Source organism: Bradyrhizobium sp. OAE829 (assembly GCF_040546575.1).
Classification (GTDB): Bacteria; Pseudomonadota; Alphaproteobacteria; order Rhizobiales; family Xanthobacteraceae; genus Bradyrhizobium.
In genome coordinates this window covers 8,238,129-8,253,570 of sequence record NZ_JBEPOE010000001.1, presented here as the reverse complement: position 1 = coordinate 8,253,570, position 15,442 = coordinate 8,238,129, and the positions used below count along the sequence as shown (strand labels likewise).

The 15,442-nt window shown below is 62.8% G+C and carries 13 protein-coding genes and 1 pseudogene; 4 read left to right on the top strand and 10 right to left on the bottom strand.

What is annotated here, in order from left to right; translation table 11 throughout:
• Positions 1-17: 17 nt before the first annotated feature.
• From ABIE49_RS39130 to ABIE49_RS39105, 6 genes are all read right to left on the bottom strand, one after another.
• Entirely contained in the window at positions 18-1,226 is a 1,209-nt protein-coding gene (locus ABIE49_RS39130) for an MFS transporter (protein WP_502916016.1), read from the bottom strand.
• A 1-nt stretch (position 1,227) separates the two neighbouring features.
• Positions 1,228-1,821 (bottom strand): class I SAM-dependent methyltransferase, encoded by a 594-nt coding sequence (locus ABIE49_RS39125; protein ID WP_192740856.1) that lies wholly within the window; start codon positions 1,819-1,821, stop codon positions 1,228-1,230.
• Between the two features lie 182 nt (positions 1,822-2,003).
• A complete protein-coding gene (gene argC / locus ABIE49_RS39120; protein ID WP_192740857.1) occupies positions 2,004-3,053 on the bottom strand; it encodes an N-acetyl-gamma-glutamyl-phosphate reductase in 1,050 nt (349 codons plus the stop codon).
• A complete protein-coding gene (locus ABIE49_RS39115; protein WP_192740858.1) occupies positions 3,053-3,736 on the bottom strand; it encodes an FMN-binding negative transcriptional regulator in 684 nt (227 codons plus the stop codon). The genes argC and ABIE49_RS39115 overlap by 1 nt, the downstream gene beginning before the upstream one ends.
• A gap of 284 nt (positions 3,737-4,020) precedes the next feature.
• Complete coding sequence (locus tag ABIE49_RS39110; protein WP_192740859.1) at positions 4,021-5,010, bottom strand: MBL fold metallo-hydrolase; 990 nt, start codon at positions 5,008-5,010, stop codon at positions 4,021-4,023.
• Between the two features lie 235 nt (positions 5,011-5,245).
• Positions 5,246-5,776, bottom strand: a complete 531-nt coding sequence (locus ABIE49_RS39105; RefSeq protein WP_192740860.1) for a DedA family protein — start codon at positions 5,774-5,776, stop codon at positions 5,246-5,248.
• 289 nt (positions 5,777-6,065) lie between these two features.
• Here ABIE49_RS39105 and parE point away from each other — a divergent pair, with 289 nt between their 5' ends.
• Positions 6,066-8,123 (top strand): DNA topoisomerase IV subunit B, encoded by a 2,058-nt coding sequence (parE, locus tag ABIE49_RS39100; RefSeq protein WP_192740861.1) that lies wholly within the window; start codon positions 6,066-6,068, stop codon positions 8,121-8,123.
• 37 nt (positions 8,124-8,160) lie between these two features.
• Here the strand turns inward: parE and ABIE49_RS39095 are convergent.
• Positions 8,161-8,918 (bottom strand): annotated as a pseudogene (locus ABIE49_RS39095) (IS5 family transposase).
• A 298-nt stretch (positions 8,919-9,216) separates the two neighbouring features.
• Between ABIE49_RS39095 and ABIE49_RS39090 the strand changes: the two are divergent.
• The 3 genes from ABIE49_RS39090 (at position 9,217) to ABIE49_RS39080 (ending at position 11,411) form a co-directional block, all read left to right on the top strand.
• Positions 9,217-10,041, top strand: coding sequence for an outer membrane protein (locus ABIE49_RS39090; protein WP_192739464.1), 825 nt, complete (start codon positions 9,217-9,219; stop codon positions 10,039-10,041).
• A 294-nt stretch (positions 10,042-10,335) separates the two neighbouring features.
• Positions 10,336-10,521 (top strand): hypothetical protein, encoded by a 186-nt coding sequence (locus tag ABIE49_RS39085; protein WP_192739465.1) that lies wholly within the window; start codon positions 10,336-10,338, stop codon positions 10,519-10,521.
• A 119-nt stretch (positions 10,522-10,640) separates the two neighbouring features.
• Complete coding sequence (locus ABIE49_RS39080) at positions 10,641-11,411, top strand: SDR family NAD(P)-dependent oxidoreductase (RefSeq protein ID WP_192739466.1); 771 nt, start codon at positions 10,641-10,643, stop codon at positions 11,409-11,411.
• A 77-nt stretch (positions 11,412-11,488) separates the two neighbouring features.
• Here the strand turns inward: ABIE49_RS39080 and ABIE49_RS39075 are convergent, their stop codons facing one another.
• The 3 genes from ABIE49_RS39075 to ABIE49_RS39065 form a co-directional block, all read right to left on the bottom strand.
• Positions 11,489-12,280 (bottom strand): outer membrane protein, encoded by a 792-nt coding sequence (locus ABIE49_RS39075; protein ID WP_192739467.1) that lies wholly within the window; start codon positions 12,278-12,280, stop codon positions 11,489-11,491.
• Between the two features lie 200 nt (positions 12,281-12,480).
• Positions 12,481-13,740, bottom strand: coding sequence for an FAD-dependent oxidoreductase (locus ABIE49_RS39070; protein WP_192739468.1), 1,260 nt, complete (start codon positions 13,738-13,740; stop codon positions 12,481-12,483).
• A 148-nt stretch (positions 13,741-13,888) separates the two neighbouring features.
• Positions 13,889-15,418 (bottom strand): caspase family protein, encoded by a 1,530-nt coding sequence (locus ABIE49_RS39065; protein WP_192739469.1) that lies wholly within the window; start codon positions 15,416-15,418, stop codon positions 13,889-13,891.
• Between the last annotated feature and the right edge of the window lie 24 nt (positions 15,419-15,442).

Sequence of the window (15,442 nt, the reverse complement as noted above, 5' to 3'; positions counted from 1 at the left end):
GAGCCTCTGCATCGCGATCAGTCTGCGGCCATCGCCCCGATCGTCGGACGCAATTTCCTGAGCCAGAGCAGGATCAGGAGCGCCCCGCAAGAACATGCCATCGCAAGGCCAAGCAGCGCGTTGCTGCCGAACTGCGTCAGCAAGCCAACGAGAACCGGAGGCGACGCTGCGGAAATGAGATTGAGCGGCAGCGCAATGCGCGAGGTCGCCTTGGCGAATTCGGCCTGGTCGTAGAACACCAGTGGTATGGTCGCACGGGCGACCGCGAACGCGCCGCTGCCCATACCATACAGCAGAATGAAGGCCGCGATCGCCCAATGCGATCCGCCGCCGATCAGCAGAAGAAACATCGCCACAGGAATCGCCGAGCCGGCAAACAGCCCCGTCGTAATCCCATCCCACCGCCCGCCGCCAAGAAAATCCAATCCCCTCGCGCTGACCTGAATCACGCCCAGCATCGAGCCGAAGGTTACGGCCGTGGCCGCCGACAGGCCCTCCACCTTCAGAAGCTCGATCAGCACGGCGCTGAATCCGAAGGCGACGAATGCATTGAGCGCGAGCGCGGCCAGAATCAGCAGGAACGTGCTTTTTTTCACGATGGGCGACTTGCTGGCCGGCTGCGCCGCGAAAATCGCCTCATCTTTTGGTTCGGTTCGGCGCGGCAATCCGAAATAATAGAGCGGCAGGCACAGAAGCAGCAGCATCCCGCAATAGACCAGACAGGTTCCACGCCAGCCCACAACGTCTGACAGAAACGACGTGGTAGGCCAAAAAACACTGCTGGAAAGCCCGGTCACCAGCATCATGGCGCCGATGCCACGCTTCGCGTCTCGGCCGGCGATCTCGTTGAGCAGGATGTAGGCGGCCGTGGCCAGCGTGGCGCTGCCGGCCGCGCCGAGCATCACCCACGCAGCGAAAAACTGTATCGGGCCGTGAGCGAACGACAGCAAAACGAAGCCTGGCGCACCGATGACGGTCCCCGCGATCATCACCCGGCGGGCACCAAATTGCGTGAACGGCTTTGCCAGGATCGGAGCGCACAGACCCATCAGGACATAGAAGATCGAGTTGCCGGCAAACACCGCCGAGATGTCCATGTGAAGATCGGCGGCGACCTGCCCGCCCACGACCGCAAGAAGTCCGATCGTGCCCCATCCGATGACCTGCGTAATCGCCAGAACGACCAGGACGCGGAAAATTGTCTTGCCGGACTGAAGGACCATCAGATCAGGGGCTTTTCCGGGCCACGACAAACAGCATCGGGGCCCACTGGTTGTCGAAGCCGATGACCTCGCCGGTCTCGATTTCAAGCGAATTCCAGTTGCCCGCGCTGGCGTAGGTTTCGCGCAGCCAGTCAGGCGACGGGTAATTGTAGTAGCGGCCTAGCGTGTCGCGACCTTCGGCGTCGCCGGTCTTGAAGCTGGCAAAGAAAGCGCCGCCGGGTTTTTGCGCGCGCCAGATCAGCGACAGCACCTGCGCCAGTTCATCGCGCTGAACGTGCAGCAGGCAGGCATTGGCCCACACGCCGTCATAGGTCCCGACCGCGTCGATGTCATGAAACAGCAGCGTCCCGACCGGGCGGCCGAGACGGCGCGACGCCACCTCAGCCATTTCCGGCGATCCGTCCGTCGGAGATACGTCGAAGCCCCGCGCCAGCATTTCCGCGGTGTCGCCGCCGGCGCCGCATCCGAGTTCGAGGATGGCAGCGCCAGGTGGAAGCAGCGAGAGGAACGCCTCCAGCCTTGCCCGACGCGAGGTGATCTCGCGCGCCGCGTAAGCCTCGGCATGGCCGCGGTAGAATTGAAGCGTCGCCTCGTCCACGAATTCCTCTCGCTGTCGGCGAGACTCAGCATCAGCCGCATGTTGCGGCAAAACAGTAGACGCGCCTTCGCTGGACGCAACTGTGGATTCTGCGGTTCTGGGATGCGCTCGCAAGCCCCGACGGCCGAACGGGCGGCCGCGCCAGCATCGCGCTGATAGCGTGATGCCGGCTTAGGCCCAAGTTACGGAAACAGCGCGATCTGCTCCAGTCCGGCGGTCTCGGGAAATCCAAACATCAGGTTCATGTTCTGGATCGCCTGACCGGCCGAGCCCTTCACCAGATTGTCGAGCGTCGAGATCACGATGGCGCGGTTCTTGATCCGGTCGGCGATCACGCCGATCTGGACGTAGTTCGAACCGCGCACGTTCTGGGTCTGCGGCAGCACGCCCTTCTTGACCACATGCACGAACGGTTCGTTCTGGTAGGCTTTTTCCAGCGCGCCCCGCAGATCGTCCGGCGTAGCCCCGTTGAGCTTGACGTAGGAGGTGCAGAGTTCGCCCCGCGCCATCGGAATGAGATGCGGCGTGAAGTTGATCGTCACCGTCGAACCGGCAGCGACGCCGATCTCCTGCTCGATCTCCGGCGCATGCCGGTGCGTGCCGACCGAATAGGGCGACAGCCCCTCGCCGGCCTCGCTGAACAGCGTGTTCTGCTTGAGGCCGCGCCCGGCGCCGGTGACGCCGGATTTGGCGTCGATGATGATGTCGTCGACGTCGATCAGCTTGGCCTTGGCGAGCGGCACCAGCGCCAGCAGCGCTGCCGTCGGATAGCAGCCCGGACAGGCGACCAGCCGCGCCGAGGTGATCTTCTCTCGGTAGAATTCGGTCAGGCCGTAGACCGCTTCGCCCTGCAATTCGAGCGCCCGGTGCTCATGGCCGTACCATTGCGCGTAGGTCTCCTTGTTGCGCAGCCGGAAGTCGGCCGACATGTCGAGGACCTTGATTTTCGGATTGGCCTTCAGCACCGCGGCGATGATTTCCTGCGTGGTGCCGTGCGGCAGCCCGCAGAGCACCGCGTCGAGCTGGCTCCAGTCGACCTTTTCCCATTCCACGAGCTTGGGCAGATCCAGCATGAAGAAATGCGGGAACACGTCGTTCATCGACTTGCCGGCATGGGTATTGGCGGTCAGTGCGGTGATTTCGGCATTGGGATGCCGCGCCAGCAGGCGCACCGCGTCGGCGCCGGTGTAGCCTGACGCGCCCAGAATACCGATTTTCTTCTTCGTGCTCATCACACATTCCTTTCAAGCGTCGTCGCTTCGTTCGTTGCTGCTGTGTCTGACATAAAAGCCTGCGGGCGCGCCTCGCGCATCAGTCCTGCGATCTCGGCTGCGTCGGCGTCCCCCTGTGACGCCAGCGCATTGCTGATGGCTGAGTAGTCGGCGTCGGATTTGTGCTGGTTCAACTTGAAGCTGCCCTCGATCTCGTCAACCGTCATCACCAGTCCCACGATCGCCTTCTTCATGGCATCCAGCCGCCCGGCCGTCATTTTCGACGACAACCAGGGCTTCTTCGGCAGCAGCCGGTTTTCGAACTTGGCGCTGAGCGTCTCGATCTGCTCGGCCAGTTCGTCGTCGGACAGTGCCCGTACCGTGCCCGTCAGGTGCACGGCCTGGTAGAGCCAGGTCGGCACTTGATCGGGCGAGACGTACCAGTCGGGCGACACATAGGCATCCGCGCCGTTCACGGCCAGCAGCCAGGACGAGGTCCCGCCGGCGAGCTTTACCAGCGGATTATGACGGGCAACATGAAACAGCGCGCGCGGCGTCCCGTCATCGGCAAAGCCGAGATAGAACGGCAGCGGCGAGGCAATCGGCTTGGCGCCATCCCACGCGCAGACGAGGCCAAAGCCGCGCGCTTCCGCAAACGCCAGGCTGGCGGCACGGTCGGGCTTGAACGGAGGCGGCGTATACATTTCAAACTCCTGCTTGACGTAGGAGCCGCCAGATCAAACCGCGTGTCTTGAAGGGAAAGAGCCGCGGATCATATCCGGCGGCAGAGGCGATGATCTTAAACGCAGACAACCGCCCATACCGCGACAATGCGGCGGCGGCGGGCGATGATGCTGGTCGAAGCGTTGATCATGGGCCGGGGCTATAAGGCCGCTCGGTTCCACCGTCAAGCCAAAACACCGGGCCAGAACACGAAGGCCGCCCCGAAGGGCGGCCCATTGCTCGGATTTCGACGATGACCGATTGGTCAGATCACCGGATTCCACGGCGCCGGAACCAGCCGGTAACCGGTACCGTCCTTCTCGACAAAGCCATTGGCCGGGAATGGAAAATGGAAGCCCTGGACCCGCATCTTGTCGGCCACCAGCATGTCATAGACCTTGCGGCGGGTGGCTTCCGCCATCGCCGGGTCCTGATCGAACATCAGATGCCAGCCTGGATTGGTGACGAACAACGCCGGCAGGTTGGTGACGTCGGACTGGATGAAAACCTTGTCCGAACCGGACGACAGGACATACGAGGTGTGGCCCGGCGTGTGACCGTGGGAAGCCACCGCCTGCAGCCCGGGAGCGACGTCCTTGCCCATTTCGTAAGGCGTGACCTTCTTCTTCAGTCCGGCGTCGAACACGCGGCGCGCATTGGCGAACACGCCCTTCATCCGCTCCGTGGTCTGCTTGCCCATCTCGCCGTCATCCATGAAGTACTTCCACTCGGCGGCCGGCACCAGCACCTCGGCATTCGGGAATGCCAGCACGTTGTCGGCGGTCAAGAGGCCGTTGATGTGGTCGCCGTGGAAGTGCGAGATCACCACCATGTCGACGGCTTTGGGATCGATCCCGGCGGCGACCAAGTTGCTGGCGAACTGTCCGACATTGCCCTTGCTCGACGCGAAAGCGCCCGGGCCGTTGCCGGTGTCGACGACGACAAGCTTGCCGCCAGTATGGATGACGAGCGGCGCGAACTGGATGCTCATCTTGTCTTTCGGCATGAACGCCTTTTCGAGCGCGGCGTTGACTTCGTCCTTCTTGACGTTGAGCACGAAAGTATCGCCCAGCGCGAAGTTGTTGATGCCGTCGGAGATGACGTTCACCTGGGCGTCGCCGACCTTGTAACGATAGAAACTCGGAGCCTGCTTCTCGGCGGCCGGCGCGGCCGCCCTGGCCGGCATGCCGGGCAACAGAGGTGAAGCGGCGAGAGCCGCGGCTCCGGCGAGTGCGTGACGTCGTGTCAGTTCCATGTGATGTCCTCCCAGTGAGACGATGAATGCGGTTCGCGGGATTTCCCGCTTTATCGACGTGTCCGTGTGACGTGTTCTCGGTGACGTGTTCTCGGCCCTGGTTGCCGCCGCTTCTACCAGCCCTTCAGTGCTGGCGCGATGACGCCGGTGCGACGGCAGGCAAGCGCGGTGTTCTCCATCATGAGAGCTAACCCCTGCCCCCGGCGGCTTATTCCGGCAGCGCGAGCGCCTTGCGTCACAACAACCGCCACACCCATTCGATTATGTGAGCGATCACGTCGCCAAACAGCAACAACGCTGCCGACCACACCAACGCGGAGACGAAATTGGCGATCTGGAACGGCCAATACGGCATCTCGAAAATGCCGGCGGCGAGCGGCACCGACGCCCGCAACGGCCCGAAGAACCGCCCGATGAAAATCGAGGGCACGCCCCACTTTTTTACAAAAGCCTCGCCGCGCGGCAGGATTTCCGGATAGCGCGACAGCGGCCAGATCTGGGCCACCTGCTCCTTGTATTTGAAGCCGACCCAGTAGGAGACCCAATCGCCGAGGCCCGCGCCAATGCCGCCGGCGATCCAGATCGGCCAGAAGTTGATGCCGCTGACGCCCATCAGGGCGCCGATCGCGACCAGAGCCCCCCAGGCCGGAACGACCAGTGAAACGAACGCCAGCGATTCGCCGAACGCCAGCAGCAGCACAATCGGTGCTGCCCAGGCCTGATGATCGCGCACGAAATCAGCCAGGGCGCGCGCAAAATCTTGCATCCCTTAAACGCCTTCCAGCCCCAAATCCGGCCATTGAATCAAACCCGCGAGCCCATGGCCTTGGAACAGGTACGCCAGCCCGTTGCGTGACTTCAAGTCACAAAGGCGGACACCGGGCGTGATTTAGCCGCTCTCCCGTGTTCCGCGCCTGACAACAGCACTTATCTCGTGGTACGGCCGGCCCGAGTGGTTGCAGCGTTCGGCCCGGCCGTCACTTTTTGAGCCCATCCGTGGCATAGTCAGACAGACCGATTCGCTGCGCCAGATTGCGCGCACCACATGAAGAACCATGCCCAAGCCATTGAAAACAGCTGCCAAAACCAAATCCGCCAGCGACTTGTTCGGCGCCGATGAACCGAAGGGCCGCGCCTCGCTGAAGGTCGCCGCCAAATCCAGCAGCGCCGAAGCCGGCTATACTGCGGCGGATATCGAGGTGCTGGAGGGGCTGGAGCCGGTGCGGCGCCGGCCCGGCATGTATATCGGCGGCACCGATGAAAAGGCGCTGCACCACCTGTTCGCCGAAGTCATCGACAACTCCATGGACGAGGCGCTGGCAGGCCACGCCTCTTTCATCGAGGTTACGCTGAGCGCGGACGGATTCCTGACTGTGACCGACAATGGCCGCGGCATTCCAATCGATCCGCATCCGAAGTTTCCGAAGAAGTCCGCGCTCGAAGTCATCATGTGCACGCTGCATTCCGGCGGCAAGTTCGACTCCAAGGTCTACGAGACCTCGGGCGGCCTGCACGGCGTCGGCGTCTCCGTCGTCAACGCCCTCTCCTCGCTCCTCGAGGTCGAGGTCGCGCGCGAACAAAAGCTCTACAAGATGACCTTCGAGCGTGGTCATCCCAAGGGCAAGCTGCAGGAACTCGGCAAGATCAACAACCGCCGGGGCACCACCATCCGCTTCAAGCCCGACACCGAGATTTTCGGCGCCAAGGCCGCCTTCAAGCCGCAACGCTTGTTCAAGATGGCGCGCTCGAAGGCGTACCTGTTCGGCGGCGTGAAGATTCGCTGGCGCTGCGATCCGGAACTGCTGCGCGGCATCGACGAGGTGCCGGCCGAGGACGAATTCCATTTCCCCGGGGGATTGAAGGATTATCTCGGCGCCGCGATCCACGCCGACACGCTGGTGCACCCGGATATCTTCTCCGGCAAATCGGGGCGCAACGGCGCCCACGGCGCCTGCGAATGGGCGGTGGCCTGGACGGCGGACGCCGACGGCTTCCTCTCCTCCTATTGCAACACCGTGCCGACGCCCGACGGCGGCACCCATGAATCCGGCATGCGCAGCGCCATGCTGCGCGGCCTGAAGGACCACGCCGAGCGCATCGGCCAGGGCAAGCGCGCCGCTCCGATCACCTCGGAAGACGTCATGGTGGGCGCGGCCGTGATGCTCTCGGTGTTCGTGCGCGAACCTGAATTCCAGGGCCAGACCAAGGACCGCCTCGCCACCGCCGAGGCGCAGAAGATCGTCGAACAGGCGATCAAGGACCCGTTCGACCACTGGCTGTCCGGCAATCCGCTGCAGGCCAACAAACTGCTGGATTTCGTCGTCGAGCGTGCCGACGAGCGGCTGCGCCGCCGCGCCGAGAAGGAAACCTCGCGCAAGACCGCGGTGAAGAAGCTGCGCCTGCCCGGCAAGCTCGCCGACTGCACCAACACCGCGACCGAAGGCTCGGAGCTGTTCATTGTCGAAGGCGACTCGGCCGGGGGCAGCGCCAAGCAGGCGCGCGACCGCAAGACCCAGGCCGTGCTGCCCTTGCGCGGAAAAATCCTCAACGTCGCCTCCGCCGGCAAGGACAAGCTCACCGCCAACGCCCAGCTCTCCGACCTGATGCAGGCGATCGGCTGCGGCACGCTCGCGCATTACCGCGAGGAAGACCTGCGCTATTCCCGCATCATCATCATGACCGACGCCGACGTCGACGGCGCCCACATCGCCTCGCTTCTGATCACCTTCTTCTACCGGCAGACGCCGCGGCTGATCGATGAGGGCCATCTCTATCTTGCGGTGCCGCCGCTCTATCGGCTCACCCACGGTGCCAAGACGGTTTACGCCCGCGACGACGCCCACAAGGACGCGCTGCTGAAGAGCGAATTCAACGCCAACGCCAAGGTCGATGTCGGCCGCTTTAAAGGGCTCGGCGAGATGATGCCGGCGCAGCTCAAGGAAACCACGATGGACCCGGCCAAGCGCACCCTGCTGCGCGTGGTGCTGCTGGCCGACGACCGCGAAGGCACTGCCGATTCGGTGGAACGGCTGATGGGAACCAAGGCCGAGGCCAGATTCGCCTTCATCACCGACAAGGCGGAGTTTGCCAGCGAAGACTTGCTGGACGTCTGACCTCCGGGGGCGATCTCGCCCTAGGGCCGATCGACATTCATTGCCCCCAAATCATTGCTGCGGCGAGGTGGATGAAGCCGGCAAAGTGGGAAGATCGTCTGTCGTAGCGTGTGGCCAAGCGCCGGAAGTGCTTGAGGCGACAGAAGCAGCGCTCGATGCGATTGCGCTGTTTGTAGGCCATGGTGTCGTGCGGGATGATGATCCTGCGGGTTCGGTTGGACGGGATGACCGCTGTTGCGCCCATATCAGCGATGATCGCGCGCATGGCGTTGCTGTCATAGGCTTTGTCGGCGAGCACGGCATCGCCGTTCTGACCGTGAAGTAAGGCAGGCGCCTGGGTGACGTCGCCAGTCTGGCCGGCCGTAATGACGAAGCGGAGCGGGCGACCGAGCGCGTCGGCCAGCATGTGGATCTTCGTCGTCAGTCCACCTCGGGAGCGCCCCAGCGCCTGATCTTTGGCCCCCCTTTTCCGCTCGCTGCCTGCTGATGGGCACGAACGATGGTGCTGTCGATCATCAGATACTGATTGTCACGGTCCGCCGTCAGGGCTGTGAACACACGTTCCCAGACGCCCGCATGGCACCAGCGGCTGAACCGCCGGTGCACCGATTTCCACTTGCCGTACCGCTCCGGCAGGTCGCACCAATGCGCCCCAGAGCGCAGAACCCACAAACATCCGTTCACGAACAGACGGTTATCCGCGGCCGTCCGGCCAGGGTCGCCACCCTTGCCCGGCAGCAGTGGTGAAATCTTTACCCACTGCGCCTCGTTCAGCTCGTATCTTCTCGTCGCCATCATCCGCTCCGTGCAAATCACGGAACCCTATGAATCAGCGATTACACCTCTTGGGAATCCTGAATGTCGATCGGCCCTAAGGCACGCGATTGTTGGGTTTGCCAGCCTTTCGGCTTGTTTGCCTGATCGTGCCTATTTTTGAGGCGCTTTCCCGGAGTTCCTTTTCGGGCGGATGTGCTCTCCCCGCAACAGCATTTTAGGTAGAACCGCGTATATTCCAGACACTGGGTTTAGGGAATCGGTGCAAGCGCACCATTTGGGCGGTCGGTTACGACGCTTAATTTTGAGGGTTTGGACAATGAAGAAATTGGTGCTCGCTCTGACCGCGATGGCAGCCTTGACTGCCCCGGCTCTCGCGGCCGACATGGCTCCCCGTTACGCCAAGGCTCCGGTCGCGGTTGCCCCGGCCGTAAGCTGGACCGGCTGCTGGATCAGCGGCGGTGGCGGCTACGGCATCTCCCGCACCAACCGCGACTCGCGCGATTTTCTTGCGCCCAACGCCATCAACGTCCTCAACGCCACGTCCGGTTCGGACGGTTGGCTGGCAACGGCTGGCGTCGGCTGTGACTACCAGTTCAGCGGCCGCTGGGTTGTCGGCGCCTTCGTCGACGGCACCTACTCCGACATCAAGGGTGACCACGCCTGGCGCGTGTTCACCCCCGGCGAAACCTTTGTCGGCGAAAACAAGTTGGATTGGTCCTGGGCTGTTGGCGGCCGGATCGGTTATCTCGTGAACCCGTCATTCCTGACCTACTTCAACGCCGGCTACACGCAGGCTCATACCGATGCCTACAATATTCGCTCGATCCTTCCTGGTGCCGCCGCAGTATCCGGCCTTCAGGTTCCGGGCCAAACCTTTGATGGCTTCTTCATCGGCAGCGGTTTCGAATATCAGCTCGACTTCCTGCCGGGCCTGTTCGTGAAGACCGAAGGTCGCGCCGCCTGGTACGATCGCAAGGACTCGCGTCTCACCTGCGTGACTGTTGGAGCGAACTGCGTCGCTGGCGCCGTTGGTACCGATCCGTTCGGCAACATCGACTCGCGCAAGATGGTCACCTACATCGCGAAGACCGAGCTGGTCTACCGCTTCAACTGGGGTGGCCCGGTCGTCGCCAAGTACTGATCGACACACTGATCTCTGCCCCAATCGGCAGCTCAAAAGCCCCGGCATCGTCCGGGGCTTTTTTGTGTCTGGTTAGGTGAAGCCGTTATCGCGCCCGAATGCTGCTAGCTCGAGTTGCCGTCTTGAGCCGTTGGTAAGCGCGGCGCAGCCTGCCCCGGATCACCAATCCCCTGATCATTTCCGCCCTTGCCGAAGCCGCCCGCATTGTATTCGATCGACAGCTACGGTCGGTCCCGGCAATGGTTTCCGGGGACGCCCGTCAAGCCGTTCGAAAGCGGCAGCGGGGACGAATCCATGGCCAGATTGCTTTTGATCGTCGGCTTTCTGGCGCTCGCCGTCGGCCTGCTCTGGATCGGCCAGGGCACCGGCGCGATCACCTGGCCGCAATCGAGCTTCATGGTCAACCAGCTGCAATGGGCGGGCTATGGTGCCGTGCTCGGCGCGGTCGGCCTGATCCTGATCTGGCAAGGCAAGAACTGATGACGCGTCATGGCCGGGCTTGTCCCGGCCATCCACGTCTTCCTGCTTGATTCCTAACGAAGTAAGACGTGGATGCCCGGCACAAGGCCGGGCATGACGAGAAGTAAAGGACAACAACAATGAAAACAAAACTTTTCGATCTCAGCGGCAAGGTCGCCATCGTCACCGGCGGCAATGGCGGCATCGGGCTCGGCATGGCCCGCGGTTTGGCGGACGCCGGTGCCGCGATTGCGGTTGTCGGGCGCAATGAAGCCAAATCGGTTGCCGCAGCCGCCGAGCTCACGCGCAGCGGTGCAAAGGCCATTTCGGTGGTCGCAGATGTCACCGACAAGGCGGCGGTTGACGCCATGGCCGCGCGCGTCGCCGGCGAACTCGGGCGGATCGACATCCTCGTCAACAATGCCGGCATCAGCATCCGCAAACCGCCGCACGTGCTCGATCTCGCCGAATGGAACAGCGTGATCCAGACCAACCTCACCAGCGCCTTCCTGGTCTCGCAGGCGGTCTACCCTGCGATGAAACAAGCCGGCGGCGGCAAGGTCATCAATATCGGTTCGATGATGTCGATCTTCGGCGCCAGCTTTGCGTCGGCCTACGCGGCGAGCAAAGGCGGCATCGTGCAGTTCACGCGCGCCTGCGCGGTGGCCTGGGCCCCGGACAACATCCAGGTCAACGCGGTGCTGCCGGGCTGGATCGACACCGATCTCACCAGGGGCGCCCGCGCGCAGATCGACGGGCTGCACGACAAGGTGCTGGCGCGCACGCCGGCGGCGCGTTGGGGCGTGATCGACGATTTCGCCGGCATTGCCGTGTTTCTGTCTTCGCCCGCCTCCGATTTCACCACCGGCACCGCGATCCCGATCGACGGCGGGTTCTCGGTCATGGGCTAACGTCACGCTGACGCACTTCCGCAACGAAAAAAGCCCCGGACGATCCCGGGGCTTTTTAGTTGATCAGTCGGGAGATATCAGTACTTCGCGACCACCGAGCCACCCCAGTTGAAGCGGTAGACCAGCTCGCTACGAATGGTCTGGACATATCTTTGCGAATGGACCTCGACGCCAGACGCAGCGCCGGTTGCAACAAAGCGAATGGGGTTGCTCTTGGAATCCAAATCCGAAAGACGGTATTCCGTCTTCCAAAACAGACCGGGCAGGAAGTTCAGTCCATATTCATAACCGCCACCAATGAAGTAACCTTTATAGGTGGTCGCCCCAATGAAGACACCGGTCGGAAGGTTGATAAAGGGTACAACGGAATTCACCAGAGTTACGTTATCCCACCGAGCCTCGGTGTAACCGGCCGAGAAATAGGTCAACAAGTTCGGCGTCACCAACGCGCCGACGCGACCGCCGACCGACCACTGCGAACTCATCTTCTCGTGGCCATACGCTGCGATGTGCGGCACATTCACATCGCCCTTTATGCTTGCCCAATCGTAGTCACCGAACGCGCCGAATACGACATTCCAGTTGCCTACGGGGACTTGATAGTCGCAGCCGCCACCCAGCGTGCCGAAGTAGCCGCGGCCACCTCCTGTCGTCGAGGTACTCAACTGGATGTTGTTGACGACGTCGGAAGCATCGTTCTGCTGGTTCCAAAAGCCATAACCGCCGCCACCGGCAACGTAGCAACCGGTCCAAGATGGCGCATAGGTGACAGGTGCCGCCCTCATCGGAGCCTTGGCAGCCATGTCAGCTGAAATAGCCGGGGAGGAAAATGTCACGACCGCCGAAAGCGCAATAACCAGCTTCTTCATCTTAAGCTTCCCCGTGGACCGGTTTGAATCTGTGACGTGATTGTACCTAGATTCCAGGGAAGCATTTGTCCCGGCTGGCATCGGGCTTGTCGCCATGGGCACTGCGTGGGCTACAACGTCGCGAGCCGGGCGGATTGTCTCTTACTGTGGCGGGGCCGCTACAGAGTCACCGCGTGATGTCGTAGCCGCAGCCGGCTTGTTCAGTGTTCTGCAGATGCCGGCGACTGCACATGCTCGGGCCGGACGCCAAGCCCGATCAAACGCGCCGTGATGCCCTGCAGCCACGGCACCGCCGTGATCAGGCGCATCACCAGTGGCGCTTTCAGCGGATGATTGCCGCCCTTCAGCGCGGCGCTGACGATGTTGTCTTGCGCCACCACCTGCATCCGCTGCGTCATCCGCACCGGGAATTCGCGGCGCCGGCGCACCGCATCCAGTTCGTTCTCCGGCGGGCAGCCGTTCACGAGCTTGGCCGCGAGAAGATTGGCGGTCGCGACCGCGTCCTGAACCGCAAGATTGACGCCGACACCGCCCATCGGCGACATCGCATGCGCGGCATCGCCGATGCAAAGCAAGCCGGGCCGCGTCCAGCGCGTCAGACGGTTGATCGCTACCGTGAGCAGCTTGACGTCATTCCAGCTTTTGACGTCGGCAAGACCGGATTTGAGGATCGGCGCGATCCGCGCGACGTCGTCCAGGAGCGCCGGCAGGCCCCTCGCCCTGACGGCGTCGTACTGACCCTTGGCGATGATATAGGCGCATTGCCAGTAATCGCCGCGATCGAACGTCACCATCATCCTGCCGGGCTCGACGCGCGCAAACACGCTTTCGGTTTCGTCGTCCGTTTTTCCCGCGCGGAACCACAGCACGTCCATCGGCGCGCCGATCTCCTCGGTCGCAAGGCCCGCGCGCTCGCGCACCATCGAATGGCGGCCGTCGCAGGCGATGGTGAGATCCGCCTCGATGTCGATCGTGCCCTCCGGCGTGTTTGCTCGCACGCCCGCGACGCAGCCGCCGTCCTCAATGAGATCGGTCGCTTCGGTGCTCATCATCACCTTGAGCGAGGCAAACCGTTTGCCGCTTTCGCGCAGGAAATTCAGGAAATCCCATTGCGGCATGAAGGCGATGAAGGGGTATTTCACCTTGAGCCGGCTGAGATCGGCGATCCGCACCGTTGCGCCGCCGAACAACCCTTCCATCTTCTGCAGCCGCTGATGCGGCAGCTTCAGAAATCCTTCGATCAATCCGAGTTCGTCCATCACCTGAAGGGTCGAGGGATGCACCGTGTCGCCGCGAAAATCGCGAAAGAAGTCGGCGTGCTTTTCCAGCACCACGACATCGACCCCGGCGCGGCCCAGGAGATAGCCGAGCATCATGCCGGCGGGCCCGCCGCCAACGATGCAGCAGCGAACCTTCATCGTGCGCCCCGGGGGCTGCCGTGAAAAACTGCCTGCGTCCATGATCGACCTCCGAGCGGACTGTAGCTCAATCGGACGACGCTGGCTGGATTAGAGCCTTTTCCGTTCCGATGGAATCGGAACGGGGCTAGATTCTTGATTTGACGCGTTTTCTTGACGCGAACCGGTATCCACTTCGCTCGAAAACGCTTTAGCGTCGGAAACTCTTGATCTCGGACACGCTGCCGTCGCGGTAGACCAGTTCGACCGAAACCGACCTGGTCGCCGGGGCAAGCTTGAGGTAGGGCTGCGCCTCGCGCGGGATGACGCTGGGATCCCTGGGATCGCACGGCGGCATTTTCAGAACCTGGTCGGGCACGGCACTGTCGATGCCGACCCGCACCTCGCGGATCGCGCAGCGGTACGACATCAGATGGGTGTAATAGACCAGCAGCCCGTTGAATTCGCGAAACGACAGCCAGCTGGTTGCGGTCATGTCGAGGATCTTGCGCTGGTCGCGGATCAGCGCGGCTTCGGGATCGAAGCGGATCGGAAACGGCCCCTGCACTTCGCCATTGGTATCGACATAGCGCACCTGGATCGTGGCCGCCGGCGCATCGGCCGGAAGCTCGATCGACGGGTTCGGCATCCGCTTGCGGGTGCGCGGATCGAGCGTGTCGATGAAGCCGGTCTCGCGGAAATCGCCGGCCTCGCCCATCCGCCAGGAAATCCCGAGCGTCGGATCGGCGATCGAGAACACGACGGTCCATCCGCCATTATGGCGCGAGAACATCGCGATCGGTGCGTTGACGGAGTCGTTCGACGGCGCAAGCCGGTGCACCGGCGGCAACGCTGCAACCTTCTGCAATGGCTCCGCAGGCTTGGCGACGGCAACCTCGGGCGCGGCCTTCGCCGTGCCACTCAGGAATACGTCGTCGACCATCTGGTCGAAATAAACCGGGATCTGCTTGTGGCGCACGGTCTCCGCCAGTTCGGCGACCAGACGCCGCGTGCGCTGCGCGACCTGCACGAGGTTGACGCCGGGCTGCGTCAGTTCCTTGGTAAAGGTTCGGGTGAACACCGAATTGGGATTGGCATCGTCGTTCGACAGGCGATCCAGCGCGGTCTGCCGAGGACCCGCTGAAAATATCGAGAACACGCCTTCCGGCAATTGCGTCATCGGCGCGAGGCCGCCGCCACCGGCGACGGCGCGCGTGCCGGAGCGCTCGAACGGATTGTTGCGGCAGGCGTCAAACACCAGAATGGCGGTTCGCGCGCCCTTGTTCTGCAGGCGCTCGATGATGCGGTCCGCGAGGATGGACGCGTCGCGCACCAGTTCCTCCTGGCCTTCGGTCGCCGCCGGTACGTCGGTCGGCAGCAGGAAGTTCTGGCCGGCGATTTCAAAGCCGTGGCCCGCATAGAAGAAGAACGCGGTGTCGCCCTTGCCGACCGCCTTGTCGAACGCGAGCAGGCTCTGGCTGAATGCCTGGCGCGTCTGGTTCTCCGCTACCATGACGGTGAAACCGAGTTGCTTCAGCGTATCGCCCATGGTGCGGGCGTCGTTGACGGCCTTCTGCAGCTTCGGCACGTTCCGGTAGTCGTTATTGCCGATCACCAGCGCGACGCGTTTTTCGGCATAAGCGGGGGCAGCGAACGCCAGCAACGAGGCGACAATGCCGAATGCCAGTCCGGATAGCAGCCCGGCTTTGAACCGTGCCTTGGACAGTAACCAGCTCGTCATAACCAGTTCCCCGCAATGATCCGC